Origin of the sequence: Glycocaulis alkaliphilus, assembly GCF_004000605.1 — a bacterium.
In the GTDB taxonomy this organism is placed as follows: domain Bacteria; phylum Pseudomonadota; class Alphaproteobacteria; order Caulobacterales; family Maricaulaceae; genus Glycocaulis; species Glycocaulis alkaliphilus.
Genome location: NZ_CP018911.1, coordinates 889,841 through 904,349, shown reverse-complemented (window position 1 = coordinate 904,349; position 14,509 = coordinate 889,841). Strand labels below are relative to the sequence as shown.

The window sequence follows — 14,509 nt, the reverse complement described above, 5'->3', positions numbered from 1 at the left end:
ACTACAGCACCTCCGGCGCCAGCGAGATGATCTTCATGTGGTTCTTCGCCCGCAGCTCGCGCGGAACCGGGCCGAAGATACGCGTGCCGAGCGGCTCCATGTTATTGTTCAGGAGCACAGCGGCATTCGTGTCGAAACGGATGACGGAGCCGTCGCGGCGCTTGATGTCGCGCGCGGTGCGCACGACGACAGCCTTGCGCACGTCACCTTTTTTCACCCGTCCCTTGGGCGTGGCTTCCTTGACCGAGACGACAATGATGTCGCCTACGCCGGCATAACGGCGCTTGGCTCCGCCCAGCACCTTGATGCACTGCACGCGGCGGGCCCCGGAATTGTCGGCCACGTCCAGATTGGATTGCATCTGGATCATCGTGATCCTCCGTTAGAACTAGGAAACGACCTTCTCCAAACCCGGCTTACGCCTGGTCGGAGACGACCTCCCACCGCTTCAGCTTCGATTTGGGCGCACATTCCTGGATCTGGACTGTGTCGCCGACTTTCTTGGCGTTGGCCTCGTCATGGGCATGATAATTTTTCGAACGCCGAACCGTCTTGCGAAGAAGCGGGTGCAGGAATGTGCGCTCCACCTTCACAACAACGGTCTTGGCCTGCTTGTCGCTGACCACGACGCCTTGCAATACGCGCTTCGGCATCGCCTAGCTCCCTTGCTTTTCGATCTGGCGCCGGCGCATGTCGGTCTTCAGGCGAGCAATATCCTTGCGCACCTTGGAGAACCGCGCCGTGTTTTCCAGCTGGCCCGTGGCCTGCTGGAAGCGCAGGTTAAACTGTTCTTTCTTCAGCTTCAGGAGGTTGTCCTGGAGCTGGTCATCGGTCATGGCGCGTACGTCTTGCATTTCCATCGCGCTACTCAGCTCCCTGCTCGCCCGGACGGGTTACGACACGGGTCTTGATCGGCAGCTTCGCGGCGCCAAGGCGCAGCGCTTCGCGCGCAACCGCATCCGGCACACCGTCAATCTCAAACATGATGCGGCCGGGCTTAACGCGGGCCACCCAGTATTCCGGGGAACCCTTACCTTTACCCATCCGCACTTCGGTCGGCTTTTTCGAAACCGGAACATCCGGGAAAATGCGGATCCAGACGCGGCCAGCCCGTTTCATGTGACGGGTGATCGCGCGGCGGGTGGCCTCGATCTGGCGCGCCGTGACGCGCTCAGGTTCAACAGCTTTCAGCCCGTACGAGCCGAAATTGAGCGTGAAGCCGCCCTTCGCGTTTCCGTGGATACGGCCCTTGTGGGCCTTCCGGAATTTTGTGCGCTTCGGTTGAAGCATCTTTCAAACTCCCTCTTGGCCCTGGCCCTAGGCGTTCTGGCGGCCCGAACGGGTCCGCTGCTCGCCGGTTTCCTGCATACGGCGCTCGGACGCCATCGGGTCGTGTTCCATGATCTCGCCTTTGTAGATCCAGACCTTGATCCCGATAATGCCCATCGCGGTTTTCGCTTCGGCGAAGCCGTAATCAATGTCGGCGCGCAGCGTGTGCAGCGGCACCGAGCCTTCATTGTACTGTTCCGAACGCGCGATCTCGGCGCCGCCCAGACGGCCGGCACAGATGATCTTGCAGCCAAGAGCGCCCATGCGCATCGCGGACTGCATGGAACGTTTCATCGCACGCCGGAACGCCACGCGGCGCTCGAGCTGCTGGGCGATGCTGTCGGCGACCAGGTTGGCGTCGGTTTCCGGCTTGCGCACTTCGACCAGGTTCAGGAACACCTCGGCGTCCGTCATCTTGGCGACTTCGCGGCGCAGCTTCTCGATGTCGGCACCTTTTTTACCGATCACCACACCCGGACGCGCCGTGTAGATGGTGATGCGGCACTTCTTGTGCGGACGCTCGATGATGATCTTCGAGATCGAGGCTGCTTTCAGCTTTTCCTGGAGGAATTTGCGGATCTTCAGGTCTTCATGAAGAAGCGTCGCATACTCTTCACCGCGCGCATACCAGCGCGATTCCCAGGTACGGTTGATGCCGAGGCGCAGGCCGATCGGATTAATCTTCTGTCCCATTACGCGGCCTCCTCGACTTCGCGAACGACGATCGTCAGCTCGGAGAACGGCTTGAGGATTTTCGCACCACGGCCGCGGGCGCGGGCACGGAAGCGTTTCATCACAAGGTTCTTGCCGACATAGGCTTCCGACACGACGAGGCTGTCGATATCGAGGCCGTGATTGTTCTCAGCGTTGGCGATGGCCGACTCCAGGACCTTCTTCACGTCGGCGGCAGCGCGCTTGCGTGAAAAGGCCAGATCGTTCAGCGCACGCTCCACCTTCTTGCCACGGATCATCGCGGCAACAAGGTTCAGCTTTTGCGGGCTGATGCGGATCATCCGCAGCTTGGCGCGCGCCTCGTTCTCAGCCACGCGGCGGGGATTGGTTTCCTTGCCCATCGCGCTACTTCCTCTTGGCTTTCTTGTCCGCCGCGTGACCGTAATAGGTCCGCGAAGGCGCAAACTCGCCCAGCTTGTGGCCGACCATGTCCTCGGACACCAGAACCGGAACAAACTTGTTCCCGTTGTGGACCTGGAAGGTCAGGCCGACAAATTGCGGCATGATGGTCGAGCGGCGCGACCAGGTTTTGATAGCCTGTTTGCGCCCAGCTTCGTGGGCGGCATCGGCTTTCTTCAGGAGGTATCCGTCTACAAACGGACCTTTCCATACAGAACGGGGCATGACGGTCGGTCGCTCCCTTAGCGTTTCTTGCGCTCGTGGCGCGAACGGATGATGAATTTATCGGTCGCCTTGTTACGGCGGGTCTTGCGGCCTTTGGTCGGCTTGCCCCACGGGGTCACCGGGTGGCGGCCACCGGAGGTACGGCCTTCACCACCACCATGGGGGTGATCGACCGGGTTCATGGCCACGCCGCGCACGGACGGACGCTTGCCAAGATGGCGGTTGCGGCCGGCCTTGCCCAGATTGATGTTGAGGTGGTCGGAGTTCGACACCGCACCAATCGTGGCCATGCAGTTCTCATTGACCTTGCGCAGCTCGCCGCTCATCAGGCGGACCTGGGCGTAGCCGGCTTCACGGCCGACCAGCTGTGCATAGGCACCGGCGGAGCGGGCAATCTGGCCGCCCTTTTCCGGCTTCATCTCCACATTGTGGATGATGGTGCCGACCGGGATGGTTTTCAGCGGCATGGCGTTGCCCGGCTTCACATCAGCCTTGGCGCTGGCGATCACGCGATCACCGGCGGCCAGACGCTGCGGCGCCAGGATATAGGCCAGTTCGCCGTCCTCATACTTGATGAGGGCGATGAACGCCGTGCGGTTCGGATCATACTCAAGGCGCTCGACCGTGGCGGGCACGTCAAACTTGCGGCGCTTGAAATCGATCAGGCGGTAAAGCTTCTTGGCTCCACCCCCGCGGCGGCGGGCGGTGATCCGCCCGGTATTGTTACGTCCGCCGGTACGGCGCAGGCCTTCGACCAGCGTCTTTTCCGGCTTGCCGGCGTGCAGCTCGGACCGGTCCACCAGCACAAGAGCGCGGCGGCCAGGCGAGGTCGGCTTGAATGTCTTCAGCGCCATGGTTCAAACTCCTTCAAGCGCGCGCCCTTACAGGCCCGTGCTCACGTCGATGGAATGGCCCTCTTCGAGGGTAACCACCGCTTTCTTGATATCGTCGCGACGGCCTTCAATGCCCCGGAAGCGCTTGGTCTTGCCCTTCTGACGCAGCGTGTTGACCGCTTTCACCTTGACCTTGAACAGCGCTTCAACGGCCTCGGTGATGTCTTTTTTCGTCGCGGCCAGCGGGACCTTGAACACAACCTTGTTCTCTTCAGAGAGCAGGGTCGCCTTCTCGGTGATCACCGGCGCGATAATCGTGTCGTAGTGCTTGGGCGAAGCCATTACGCACTCTCCTTGGCGGCAAAGCGCTCATTGATCTTCTCGACCGCCGACTTCGTCAGCACCAGCGTGTCGCGGCGCAGCACGTCATAGACGTTCAGACCTTGCGCGGGCAGCACATCCACATGCGGGATGTTGCGCGCGGCGAGCGCGAAGTTCTCGTCCAGCGTCTCACCATCAATGATGAGCGCGTTGGTCAGGCCGAGCTTGGCGAACTGCGCTTTCAGCGCGGCCGTTTTCGGCTCGTCAAGGCGCGCCTCGTCCAGCACGATCAGCGAGGATGAACCCGCTTTCGACGACAAAGCGTGCTTCAGGGCCAGAGCGCGGACCTTCTTGGGAAGCTCGGTCGCGTGGCTGCGCACTTTCGGGCCGTGCGCCTTGCCACCGCCGACGAAGATCGGGGCGCGGCGCGAACCGTGGCGGGCCGAACCGCCGCCCTTCTGGCGGCCGAACTTCTTGCCCGTGCGGGCGATCTCGGCGCGCTCCTTGGCGCGGTGCGTACCGGCCTGGCGGCGCGAAAGCTGCCACTTCACGGCGCGCTGCAGGAGGTCAGCACGCACTTCGCCAATGGCGAAGATGTCGTCGCTGAGCTCAACCGAGCCTGCCTTGCCGGCATCCAGGGTGATTACATCGAGTTTCATGACTTGGCGTCCTCTTCACCCGCCGTGTCAACGGCAGGCGCATCTGCAACCGGCGCGCCCTCAGCAACCATTTCGGCTTCCTCGGAACCGGGCGCGGGATTGTCTACCGCCTTGGGCTCATCACCCATGCGGAACTTGCCCGGGAAAGCCAGGCCTTCCACACCGGCGCCTTTCACGGCGTCGCGCACTTCGACCCAGCTGTCTGCCGAGCCCGGTACCGCGCCGCGGACCAGAATGAGGCCACGCTCGACATCGACGCGAACCACTTCGAGGTTCTGCGTGGTCACGCGCTCCTGGCCGAGATGGCCGGCCATTTTCTTGCCCTTGAACACCTTGCCCGGATCCTGACGCTGGCCGGTCGAACCGTGCGAACGGTGCGAGACGGACACGCCGTGCGTGGCGCGAAGACCGCCGAAATTCCAGCGCTTCATCGCACCGGCAAAACCCTTACCGATGGTCAGGGCGGCAACATCCACCTTCTGGCCTTCGACAAAGTGGTCAGCCGTGATCTCGGCGCCGGCATCAATGAGATTGCTCTCGCTGACGCGGAACTCGACCAGCTTGCGCTTGGGCTCGACGGCCGCCTTGGCAAAGTGACCGCGATCGGCTTTCGTCGCGCGCTTCACCTTGGCCTTGCCGGCGCCCAGTTGCAGCGCGGTGTAGCCGTCACGATCATTCGTGCGCTGGGCAACGACCTGGACACCGTCAAGGTGCAGCACCGTCACCGGAATGTGCGAGCCGTCCTCGGCGAAAATACGGGTCATGCCCATCTTCTTCGCGATGACGCCCGTGCGCAGGTTTTGAGCCTGGCTCATTGGCTTAAGCTCCCAGCTTGATCTCGACATCCACGCCGGCCGACAGGTCGAGCTTCATCAGCGCGTCCACGGTCTGCGGGGTCGGGTCCACGATGTCGAGGACACGCTTGTGCGTGCGGATCTCGAACTGCTCGCGTGATTTCTTATCGATGTGCGGGGACCGCAGCACCGTGAAACGCTCAATACGCGTGGGCAGCGGGATAGGCCCGCGCACCTGTGCGCCTGTGCGTTTCGCCGTCGAGACGATCTCGCGCGTGGACGTATCCAGCACGCGGTGATCGAACGCCTTGAGGCGGATGCGGATGTTGGTTTGTGCCATCGCTCCGGTCCCGTTCCTGGTTCCTTGGGAAGTCTGGCCGGGTCAGCGTTTCACGCCGCCCGGCCTCTTCCATCTTCTCTTGTTCAGTTTCGTTTAGTCGATAATTTTGGAGACGACGCCGGCTCCGACGGTACGGCCGCCTTCACGGATGGCGAAGCGCAGCTTCTCTTCCATCGCGATCGGCTGGATCAGGTCCACCGTCACCTCGACATTGTCGCCCGGCATCACCATCTCGGTGCCCTCTTTCAGGGACACGATCCCGGTCACGTCCGTCGTGCGGAAGTAGAACTGGGGACGGTAGTTGGTGAAGAACGGCGTGTGACGGCCACCCTCTTCCTTCGTCAGGATGTAGGCTTCCGCCTCGAACTTCTTGTGCGGCTTCACAGAGCCCGGCTTGGCCAGAACCTGACCGCGCTCAACGCCCTCACGCTCAACACCGCGCAGCAGAGCGCCCACATTGTCGCCCGCCTGACCCTGGTCAAGCAGCTTGCGGAACATCTCAACGCCCGTACACGTCGTCTTCGAGGTGTCGCGGATACCCACGATCTCGATCTCGTCGCCCACTTTCAGAATGCCGCGCTCGATACGGCCCGTAACCACCGTACCCCGGCCAGAAATCGAGAACACGTCCTCGATCGGCATCAGGAACGGCATGTCAACCGGACGCTCCGGCGTCGGGATGTACTCGTCCACAGCGGCCATCAGCTCGCGGATCTTGTTCTCGCCGATTTCAGGATCACGCCCTTCCATCGCCGCCAGAGCGGAACCGGAAATGATCGGAATGTCGTCGCCGGGGAAGTCGTACGAGCTTAAGAGCTCGCGGATTTCCATCTCGACCAGTTCCAGAAGCTCGGGATCGTCAACCTGGTCAACCTTGTTCATGAACACGACCAGGGCCGGAACACCAACCTGACGGGCCAGAAGAATGTGCTCGCGCGTCTGCGGCATCGGACCGTCAGCCGCGTTCACAACCAGGATCGCGCCGTCCATCTGCGCCGCGCCCGTGATCATGTTCTTCACATAGTCAGCGTGGCCAGGGCAGTCCACGTGCGCATAGTGACGGTTCTCCGTCTCATACTCTACGTGAGCCGTCGAAATCGTGATCCCGCGAGCCTTCTCCTCCGGCGCGCCATCAATCTGGTCATACGCACGGAATTCACCGAAATACTTCGTAATCGCCGCCGTCAGCGTCGTCTTGCCGTGGTCAACGTGACCAATCGTGCCAACGTTCGCATGCGGCTTGTTACGCTCAAACTTTGCCTTGGCCATTTTCTCTACTCACTCTTTTTCGTTTACAACCCGAAGGGCTAACTGTTCACGCCTCAGGCGATCTTGGAGATCACCTGATCGGCCACCGCTTGCGGCACCGGCTCATAGTGATCGAACTGCATGGTGAACTGGGCGCGGCCCTGAGTTGCCGAGCGCAGATTGTTCACATAGCCGAACATGTTCGCCAGCGGCACCATGGCGTTCACCACGGTGGCGTTGCCGCGCATCTCCTGATCGCGGATCTGGCCGCGGCGGGAGTTCAGGTCGCCGATGACCGAGCCGGTATACTCGTCCGGGGTCACCACTTCGACCTTCATGATCGGCTCAAGCAGTTTCACGCGCATCTTGCCTTTGGCTTCGCGCATGGCGGCACGGGCCGCGATTTCGAACGCCAGCACGCTGGAGTCCACGTCATGGTAGGCGCCGTCGATCAGCGTCGCCTTGAAGTCGATCAGCGGGAAGCCCGCCAGAAGGCCGGTTTCACGCACCGAGTTGATGCCTTTTTCGACGCCCGGAATGTATTCCTTGGGCACCGAACCGCCGACGATCTTGGATTCGAAGCTGTAGCCTTCGCCCGGCTCGACCGGCTCGAAAAACAGCTTGATGCGGGCGAACTGACCCGTACCACCGGTCTGCTTCTTGTGCGTGTAGTCGATCTCGCACGCTTCGCCAATGGTCTCGCGGTAAGCAACCTGCGGCTGGCCGACATTGGCCTCAACCTTGAACTCGCGGCGCATACGGTCGACCAGGATGTCGAGGTGAAGCTCGCCCATGCCCGCAATGATCGTCTGGCCGGACTCTTCGTCGGTCGACATGCGGAAAGAGGGGTCTTCGGCGGCCAGACGCTGCAGGGCAATGCCCAGCTTCTCCTGGTCACCTTTGGACTTCGGCTCGATAGCCAGCTCGATAACCGGCTCCGGGAACTCCATGCGCTCAAGGATGACCGGCTTCATCGGATCACACAGCGTGTCACCCGTCGTCGTGTCTTTCAGGCCGGCGATGGCAACGATGTCGCCCGCGAACGCTTCCTTGATGTCTTCACGGCTGTTCGAGTGCATCAGCAGCATGCGGCCGATACGCTCTTTCTTGTCCTTGACGGTGTTCATCAGGGACGTGCCGGTTTCGACATGGCCCGAATACACGCGGCAGAAGGTCAGCGAGCCCACGAACGGGTCGTTCATGATCTTGAAGGCGAGCAGCGAGGTCGGCTCGTTGTCGTCGGCCTTGCGCAGGATCTCGCCGTCGGTCTTGGGATCGATACCCTTGATAGCCAGAACGTCGACCGGCGAAGGCAGATAGTCCACAACCGCGTCGAGCAGAGGCTGAACGCCCTTGTTCTTGAACGCCGTGCCGCACAGGATCGGGTTGAAGGCGAGCTCGATCGTGCCCTTGCGGATGAGCTTCATCAGCTCTTCCTCATTGGGCATATTGCCTTCGAGATAGGCTTCCATCGCGGCCTCTTCGACCTCGACAGCGCCCTCGATCAGCTTTTCGCGATACTCTTCGGCCTGCGCCTGCAGGTCAGCGGGAATATCTTCATAGTGGAACGCCGCACCGAGGCTTTCCTCTTCCCAGATGATCGCGCGCATCTTGATGAGATCGATGCAGCCCTTGTACTCGGTCTCCGCGCCAATCGGCAACTGGAGAACGAGCGGCGTGGCGCCCAGGCGCGACTTGATCATCTCGACGCAACGGAAGAAGTCGGCGCCAAGCTTGTCCATCTTGTTGACGAAGATCATCCGCGGGACTTTGTACTTGTCGGCCTGGCGCCAGACCGTTTCGGTCTGCGGCTCCACGCCGGCATTGGCGTCCAGCAGCGCGATCGCGCCGTCAAGCACGCGCAGGGACCGCTCGACTTCAATCGTGAAGTCAACGTGGCCGGGCGTGTCGATGATGTTCAGACGCTTCTCACGCCAGAAACAGGTCGTCGCGGCAGACGTGATCGTGATGCCGCGCTCTTGCTCCTGCTCCATCCAGTCCATGGTGGCCGCGCCGTCATGGACCTCACCGATTTTGTGAGATTTGCCGGTGTAATAGAGGATCCGCTCGGTCGTCGTCGTTTTCCCGGCATCAATGTGGGCCATGATGCCGAAATTGCGGTAGTCCTCGATCTTGTGTGTGCGGGCCATGGGGAGAGGTCCTTGCGTGATCGTTCGTTTAGCCGGAATTACCAGCGGTAATGCGAGAAGGCGCGGTTGGCTTCGGCCATGCGGTGCGTGTCTTCACGCTTTTTCACAGCCGTGCCGCGGTTGGACGCAGCATCGAGAAGCTCGCCAGCCAGACGCTCACGCATCGTGTTTTCGTTGCGGGCGCGGGCCGCGGCCGCCAGCCAGCGGATGGCCAGAGCCTTGCGGCGATCCGGACGCACCTCGACGGGAACCTGGTAGGTCGCACCACCAACGCGGCGTGAGCGCACCTCGATCTCCGGAGCGATATTGCCCAGAGCATCGTGGAACACGCGGACCGGCTCGCGCTTGGCTTTTTCTTCAACGATTTCCAGCGCGCCATAAATGATGCGCTCGGCGACGGATTTCTTACCGTCTACCATGATGTAGTTCATGAACTTCGTGAGATCGCGATCACCGAATTTGGGATCAGGCAGAATCTCGCGTTTCTCTGCGCGGTGACGACGGGACATCCAGATCTCTCCTTATTTCGGACGCTTCGCGCCGTACTTCGAGCGGCGCTGACGGCGATCCTTGACGCCCTGGGTATCCAGAACGCCGCGCAGAATGTGGTAACGGACACCGGGAAGGTCTTTCACGCGGCCACCACGGATCAGGACCACGGAGTGCTCCTGAAGGTTGTGGCCCTCACCGGGGATGTAGCTCACGACTTCGTAGCCATTGGTCAGGCGCACCTTGGCCACTTTACGAAGCGCCGAGTTCGGCTTCTTCGGGGTCGTGGTGTACACGCGCGTGCATACACCGCGCCGCTGGGGGCACGACTGGAGCGCAGGCACTTTGTTGCGCTTCGGCTTGTCTTTCCGCGGCTTGCGGATGAGCTGGTTAATCGTAGGCATGCAGCTACGTCCGTCCTTGATCCCAATGCGCATTGGAGTCCGGCGAAGGACCCCGCAAGCGCGTAAACCCGGCCGCCGGACGGGAGCCTCACTGCTCACGCCCACGGACGGTGTTGAATAATGTCGTTGTTTCAGGCGACGTCTAACCTGGCCTTGGCACTTGCCTCGGGCAGAGGTTACGGCTCACCCCTGAAAACGAGCGCGGAACCTACTGATCTGACCTGCCCGCGTCAAGAGACGCATGAGGGGATTTTTACACCCCGTTCACACGCGCCAGATCAGCCCCGCCATAAAACGGAAAGGGCCGCCGGGAATCCCGGCGGCCCTGACCTCATTTCCCAACCAGTAAAGGCTATCAGCCTTCCTCGCTGGCCGCCGCTTCGGCGATTTCAGCCGGCAGGGCTTCAGCGCCTTGAGCGGTTTCCTTCTCACGCTCGGCCAGGCGTTCACGATCACGCTTGTCGGCAACCGACTGGAACTCGCGCATCGTACCACCCGTACCGGCAGGAATCAGGCGGCCCACGATGACGTTCTCTTTCAGGCCCTCAAGCATGTCGACCTTGCCCTGGACAGCGGCTTCGGTCAGCACGCGCGTCGTCTCCTGGAACGAGGCAGCCGAGATGAAGGAGCGGGTCTGCAGCGAGGCCTTGGTAATGCCCAGCAGAACCGGCTCGCCCACCGCGGGACGCTTCTTCTCTTTTTCCAGACGCTCGTTCATCTCGAGGAAGTCGAGCTTCTCGACCTGCTCGCCATTGAGATAGCCGCTATCGCCCGGATCGAGGATTTCCATCTTCTGCAGCATCTGCCGGACAATCACCTCGATGTGCTTGTCGTTGATCGGCACGCCCTGCAGGCGATAGACTTCCTGGATCTCGTTGATGAGATACTTGGCCAGCGCCTCGACACCCAGAATACGCAGGATGTCGTGCGGAGCCGGATTGCCGTCGAGCAGATACTCGCCGCGCTGGATGATATCGCCTTCCTGAACGGTAAGGTGCTTGCCGCGCGGAACGAGATATTCCACCGGCTCGGCGCCCTCCCCTTCAGGCGTGATGATGATGCGGCGCTTGTTCTTGTAGTCACGCCCGAACTCAACACGGCCGGTGGTTTCGGCGATGATCGCGTGATCCTTCGGACGGCGCGCCTCGAACAGCTCGGCAACACGCGGCAGACCGCCGGTGATGTCACGCGTCTTGGCACCTTCGGTCGGGATACGGGCCATCACGTCGCCCGGCTTGACCTCGTCACCATCATTGATGGACAGGATCGCGCCGACCGACAGCATGTAGTTGGCCGGAGCACCGTTGGCGAGCTTGACCGGCTCGCCCTTCTCGTCGGTGATCACCATGGCCGGCTGGATGGAGCTCGACTTCGATGACGTGCCACGCCAGTCGATAACGACTTTCGAGGCAATACCCGTCGCGTCATCGGTCTCGTCGCGGACCGTCAGGCCCTCGATCGTGTCGATGAACTTCACACGGCCGCCCACCTCGGTGACGATCGGCGCGGTGTACGGGTCCCACTCGGCGAGACGGTCGCCGCGCTTGATCTTGCTGCCCGCATCCACGCGCAGCTTGGCGCCGTAGGGGAGCTTGTAGACTTCGCGCTCCTTGCCCTCGGCGTCCATGACCACAACCTGCATGTTGCGGCTCATGACGATGAGAGCGCCTTCGGAGTTCTTCACGGTGGAGCGGTCGTTGAAGGCGATCTTGCCGTCATTGAGCGCTTCGATGAAGGACTGCTCGGAGACCTGGGCGGTACCACCGATGTGGAAGGTACGCATGGTCAGCTGGGTACCCGGCTCACCGATGGACTGGGCCGCGATAACGCCCACAGCCTCGCCCATATTCACCTTCGTGCCACGCGCAAGGTCACGGCCATAGCAGGTGGCGCAGACACCCCAGCGGGTTTCGCAGGTCAGCGGCGAACGGGTCTTGACCGAGATCACGCCCGCAGCCTCGATGGCCGCGCACAGATCTTCGTCCAGATACGTGTCTGCCGGAGCAATGACATCGCCCGAGGACGGGTCTTTCACCGCTTCGGCCGTGGTGCGGCCAAGGATGCGCGCACCCACCGACACGACCACTTCACCGCCATCAACGACGGCAGAAAGCTCAATGCCTTGCGAGGTGCCGCAATCATCTTCAGTGATGATGCAGTCCTGCGCGACATCGACCAGACGGCGGGTCAGATAGCCCGAGTTCGCCGTTTTCAGAGCCGTATCGGCCAGACCCTTACGGGCGCCGTGGGTCGAGTTGAAGTATTCAAGGACGGTCAGGCCTTCCTTGAAGTTCGAGATGATCGGCGTCTCGATGATCGAGCCGTCCGGACGGGCCATCAGGCCGCGCATACCGGCAAGCTGTTTCATCTGGTTCTTCGAACCACGCGCGCCGGAGTGGGCCATCATGTAGACCGAGTTGATCTCGCCCGTACGGCCATTGCCGGCATCGATCGGCTTGGAGATCTCGTCCATCATGGCGTCAGCGACCTTGTCGGTACACTTCGCCCACGCATCAACGACCTTGTTGTACTTCTCGCCGCGCGTGATCAGACCGTCCACGTATTGCTGTTCGTAGTCGGACACCAGGGTGCGCGTCTCGTTGACGAGCGTCGCCTTGGCGTCCGGGATCAGCATGTCGTCCTTGCCGAAGGAAATGCCGGCACGGGCCGCTTCGCGGAAACCGAGCTGCATGATCCGGTCACAGAAAATGACCGTCGCCTTCTGGCCGGTGTGGCGATAGACCTCGTCGATCAGGTTGCCGACGGCTTTCTTGGTGAGAAGCTCATCAAGAAGGGCCGGCGGCAGGAGCTTGTGACGCGGCAGGTGCTCGAGCAGCTTCATACGGCCCGGCGTCGTGTCGATCACGCTGATCTTCTGCACGCCTTCCTCGTCAACACCCTCATAGCGGGCCTTGATCTTGGAGTGCAGGGTGACGATGCCGGAATCCAGCGCAGCGTCGATCTCGGCCATGGAGCCGAAGACCATGCCTTCGCCCGGCTCGCCGTCCTTGGCGATGGAGAGGTAGTACAGCCCCAGCACGATGTCCTGCGACGGCACGATGATCGGCTTGCCGTTGGCGGGCGAGAGGATGTTGTTGGTCGACATCATCAGCACGCGCGCTTCCAGCTGGGCTTCAAGGCTCAGCGGAACGTGAACGGCCATCTGGTCGCCGTCGAAGTCGGCGTTGAACGCGGCGCAGACCAGCGGGTGAAGCTGGATCGCCTTGCCCTCGATCAGCTTCGGCTCGAACGCCTGGATGCCCAGACGGTGGAGCGTTGGCGCGCGGTTCAGCAGGACCGGGTGCTCGCGGATAACCTCGTCCAGAACGTCCCAGACTTCGGGGCGCTCTTTCTCAACCAGCTTTTTCGACTGCTTGACCGTGCCCGACAGGCCCTTGGCGTCGAGACGCGCATAGATGAAGGGCTTGAACAGCTCCAGCGCCATCTTCTTGGGCAGGCCGCACTCGTGGAGTTTCAGGTCCGGGCCAACCACGATGACCGAACGGCCCGAATAGTCGACGCGCTTGCCGAGCAGGTTCTGACGGAACCGGCCCTGCTTGCCTTTCAGCATGTCCGAGAGCGATTTGAGCGGGCGCTTGTTGGTGCCGGTGATGACACGGCCACGGCGGCCATTGTCAAACAGGGCATCGACCGCTTCCTGAAGCATGCGCTTTTCGTTGCGGATGATGATGTCCGGCGCGCGCAGCTCGATCAGGCGCTTCAGACGATTATTACGGTTGATGACCCGGCGATAGAGATCGTTCAGGTCGGACGTCGCAAACCGCCCGCCATCCAGCGGCACGAGCGGGCGCAGTTCCGGCGGAATGACCGGAACAACCGTCATGATCATCCACTCCGGACGGTTCTTCGAGAAGATGAAGGACTCAAGGAGCTTGATCCGCTTGGAGAGCTTTTTCAGCTTCAGCTCCGAGCCGGTCTCCTTCATTTCTTCCTTCATGCGCTCGACTTGCGCAGGCAGGTCCATATTGGCCATCAGCTCGCGGATGGCTTCCGCGCCGATACCAGCCGTAAAGGCGTCTTCGCCGTACTCGTCGACGGCCTGGTAGTATTCTTCCTCGCTCAGGAGCTGGTGCTGCTGCAGCGGGGTCAGGCCCGGCTCCATGACGATATAGGCCTCGAAGTAGAGCACGCGCTCCACGTCCTTCAGGGCCATGTCCATCATCAGGGCGATGCGGGAGGGAAGCGATTTCAGGAACCAGATGTGGGCGACCGGAGCGGCCAGCTCGATATGGCCCATGCGCTCGCGCCGCACGCGCGCCAGCGTGACTTCCACGCCGCACTTCTCGCAGACAATGCCCTTGTACTTGATGCGCTTGTACTTGCCGCACAGGCACTCATAATCCTTGATCGGACCAAAGATGCGCGCGCAGAACAGGCCATCACGCTCGGGCTTGAAAGTGCGGTAATTGATCGTTTCGGGCTTCTTCACCTCGCCAAACGACCAGGAGAGAATCTTCTCCGGGCTTGCCAGCGAAATCCGGATCCGGTCGAAGGCGGGGCCTTCGGCGGACGGGTTGAAGATATTCATGACCTCTTGGTTCATGTCCGTCTCCTTGACGGTGGCG

17 protein-coding genes are annotated in these 14,509 nt (G+C 61.6%); all 17 read right to left on the bottom strand.

All coding sequences use genetic code 11. From position 1 onward, the window contains the following. Position 1: 1 nt before the first annotated feature. Complete coding sequence (gene rplN / locus X907_RS04320) at positions 2-370, bottom strand: 50S ribosomal protein L14 (RefSeq protein WP_036512044.1); 369 nt, start codon at positions 368-370, stop codon at positions 2-4. Positions 371-416: 46 nt separating this feature from the next. After that, complete coding sequence (rpsQ, locus tag X907_RS04315) at positions 417-653, bottom strand: 30S ribosomal protein S17 (RefSeq protein ID WP_127565805.1); 237 nt, start codon at positions 651-653, stop codon at positions 417-419. Between the two features lie 3 nt (positions 654-656). Beyond that, positions 657-860 carry a 50S ribosomal protein L29 gene (rpmC, locus tag X907_RS04310; protein ID WP_127565804.1) on the bottom strand — a complete coding sequence of 68 codons (204 nt, stop codon included), beginning with the start codon at positions 858-860 and terminating at the stop codon, positions 657-659. Positions 861-864: 4 nt separating this feature from the next. Beyond that, positions 865-1,290 (bottom strand): 50S ribosomal protein L16, encoded by a 426-nt coding sequence (rplP, locus tag X907_RS04305; RefSeq protein ID WP_127565803.1) that lies wholly within the window; start codon positions 1,288-1,290, stop codon positions 865-867. A gap of 27 nt (positions 1,291-1,317) precedes the next feature. After that, a complete protein-coding gene (rpsC, locus tag X907_RS04300; RefSeq protein ID WP_127565802.1) occupies positions 1,318-2,022 on the bottom strand; it encodes a 30S ribosomal protein S3 in 705 nt (234 codons plus the stop codon). Next, positions 2,022-2,402, bottom strand: a complete 381-nt coding sequence (rplV, locus tag X907_RS04295; protein WP_127565801.1) for a 50S ribosomal protein L22 — start codon at positions 2,400-2,402, stop codon at positions 2,022-2,024. Before rplV ends, rpsC begins: the two co-directional genes overlap by 1 nt. Positions 2,403-2,406: 4 nt before the next feature. Then, positions 2,407-2,685: a 30S ribosomal protein S19 gene (rpsS, locus tag X907_RS04290; protein WP_036512026.1), complete on the bottom strand. Its 279-nt coding sequence runs from the start codon at positions 2,683-2,685 to the stop codon at positions 2,407-2,409. 17 nt (positions 2,686-2,702) lie between these two features. Continuing rightward, entirely contained in the window at positions 2,703-3,539 is an 837-nt protein-coding gene (gene rplB, locus X907_RS04285; RefSeq protein ID WP_127565800.1) for a 50S ribosomal protein L2, read from the bottom strand. A gap of 27 nt (positions 3,540-3,566) precedes the next feature. Further along, positions 3,567-3,860 carry a 50S ribosomal protein L23 gene (locus tag X907_RS04280; protein WP_127565799.1) on the bottom strand — a complete coding sequence of 98 codons (294 nt, stop codon included), beginning with the start codon at positions 3,858-3,860 and terminating at the stop codon, positions 3,567-3,569. Next, entirely contained in the window at positions 3,860-4,498 is a 639-nt protein-coding gene (gene rplD, locus X907_RS04275; protein ID WP_127565798.1) for a 50S ribosomal protein L4, read from the bottom strand. The genes X907_RS04280 and rplD overlap by 1 nt, the downstream gene beginning before the upstream one ends. After that, positions 4,495-5,295, bottom strand: coding sequence for a 50S ribosomal protein L3 (gene rplC, locus X907_RS04270; RefSeq protein ID WP_127569309.1), 801 nt, complete (start codon positions 5,293-5,295; stop codon positions 4,495-4,497). Before rplC ends, rplD begins: the two co-directional genes overlap by 4 nt. 22 nt (positions 5,296-5,317) lie before the next feature. Beyond that, complete coding sequence (gene rpsJ / locus X907_RS04265; protein ID WP_036512015.1) at positions 5,318-5,632, bottom strand: 30S ribosomal protein S10; 315 nt, start codon at positions 5,630-5,632, stop codon at positions 5,318-5,320. A 93-nt stretch (positions 5,633-5,725) separates the two neighbouring features. Further along, positions 5,726-6,901, bottom strand: coding sequence for an elongation factor Tu (tuf, locus tag X907_RS04260; RefSeq protein WP_127565797.1), 1,176 nt, complete (start codon positions 6,899-6,901; stop codon positions 5,726-5,728). 53 nt (positions 6,902-6,954) lie between these two features. Then, complete coding sequence (fusA, locus tag X907_RS04255) at positions 6,955-9,030, bottom strand: elongation factor G (RefSeq protein WP_127565796.1); 2,076 nt, start codon at positions 9,028-9,030, stop codon at positions 6,955-6,957. Between the two features lie 38 nt (positions 9,031-9,068). Continuing rightward, positions 9,069-9,539: a 30S ribosomal protein S7 gene (gene rpsG, locus X907_RS04250; RefSeq protein WP_036512006.1), complete on the bottom strand. Its 471-nt coding sequence runs from the start codon at positions 9,537-9,539 to the stop codon at positions 9,069-9,071. A gap of 12 nt (positions 9,540-9,551) precedes the next feature. After that, positions 9,552-9,923, bottom strand: coding sequence for a 30S ribosomal protein S12 (rpsL, locus tag X907_RS04245; RefSeq protein ID WP_036512005.1), 372 nt, complete (start codon positions 9,921-9,923; stop codon positions 9,552-9,554). A gap of 355 nt (positions 9,924-10,278) precedes the next feature. Next, positions 10,279-14,487 carry a DNA-directed RNA polymerase subunit beta' gene (gene rpoC / locus X907_RS04240; RefSeq protein ID WP_127565795.1) on the bottom strand — a complete coding sequence of 1,403 codons (4,209 nt, stop codon included), beginning with the start codon at positions 14,485-14,487 and terminating at the stop codon, positions 10,279-10,281. Positions 14,488-14,509 lie beyond the last annotated feature (22 nt).

Excerpts from the sequence above, each read along its gene's own strand:
- rplN (WP_036512044.1), bottom strand. The coding sequence starts at position 370 with ATGATCCAGATGCAATCCAATCTGGACGTGGCCGACAATTCCGGGGCC.
- rpsQ (WP_127565805.1), bottom strand. The coding sequence starts at position 653 with ATGCCGAAGCGCGTATTGCAAGGCGTCGTGGTCAGCGACAAGCAGGCC.
- rpmC (WP_127565804.1), bottom strand. The coding sequence starts at position 860 with ATGGAAATGCAAGACGTACGCGCCATGACCGATGACCAGCTCCAGGAC.
- rplP (WP_127565803.1), bottom strand. The coding sequence starts at position 1,290 with ATGCTTCAACCGAAGCGCACAAAATTCCGGAAGGCCCACAAGGGCCGT.
- rpsC (WP_127565802.1), bottom strand. The coding sequence starts at position 2,022 with ATGGGACAGAAGATTAATCCGATCGGCCTGCGCCTCGGCATCAACCGT.
- rplV (WP_127565801.1), bottom strand. The coding sequence starts at position 2,402 with ATGGGCAAGGAAACCAATCCCCGCCGCGTGGCTGAGAACGAGGCGCGC.
- rpsS (WP_036512026.1), bottom strand. The coding sequence starts at position 2,685 with ATGCCCCGTTCTGTATGGAAAGGTCCGTTTGTAGACGGATACCTCCTG.
- rplB (WP_127565800.1), bottom strand. The coding sequence starts at position 3,539 with ATGGCGCTGAAGACATTCAAGCCGACCTCGCCTGGCCGCCGCGCTCTT.
- X907_RS04280 (WP_127565799.1), bottom strand. The coding sequence starts at position 3,860 with ATGGCTTCGCCCAAGCACTACGACACGATTATCGCGCCGGTGATCACC.
- rplD (WP_127565798.1), bottom strand. The coding sequence starts at position 4,498 with ATGAAACTCGATGTAATCACCCTGGATGCCGGCAAGGCAGGCTCGGTT.
- rpsJ (WP_036512015.1), bottom strand. The coding sequence starts at position 5,632 with ATGGCACAAACCAACATCCGCATCCGCCTCAAGGCGTTCGATCACCGC.
- tuf (WP_127565797.1), bottom strand. The coding sequence starts at position 6,901 with ATGGCCAAGGCAAAGTTTGAGCGTAACAAGCCGCATGCGAACGTTGGC.
- fusA (WP_127565796.1), bottom strand. The coding sequence starts at position 9,030 with ATGGCCCGCACACACAAGATCGAGGACTACCGCAATTTCGGCATCATG.
- rpsG (WP_036512006.1), bottom strand. The coding sequence starts at position 9,539 with ATGTCCCGTCGTCACCGCGCAGAGAAACGCGAGATTCTGCCTGATCCC.
- rpsL (WP_036512005.1), bottom strand. The coding sequence starts at position 9,923 with ATGCCTACGATTAACCAGCTCATCCGCAAGCCGCGGAAAGACAAGCCG.
- rpoC (WP_127565795.1), bottom strand. The coding sequence starts at position 14,487 with ATGAACCAAGAGGTCATGAATATCTTCAACCCGTCCGCCGAAGGCCCC.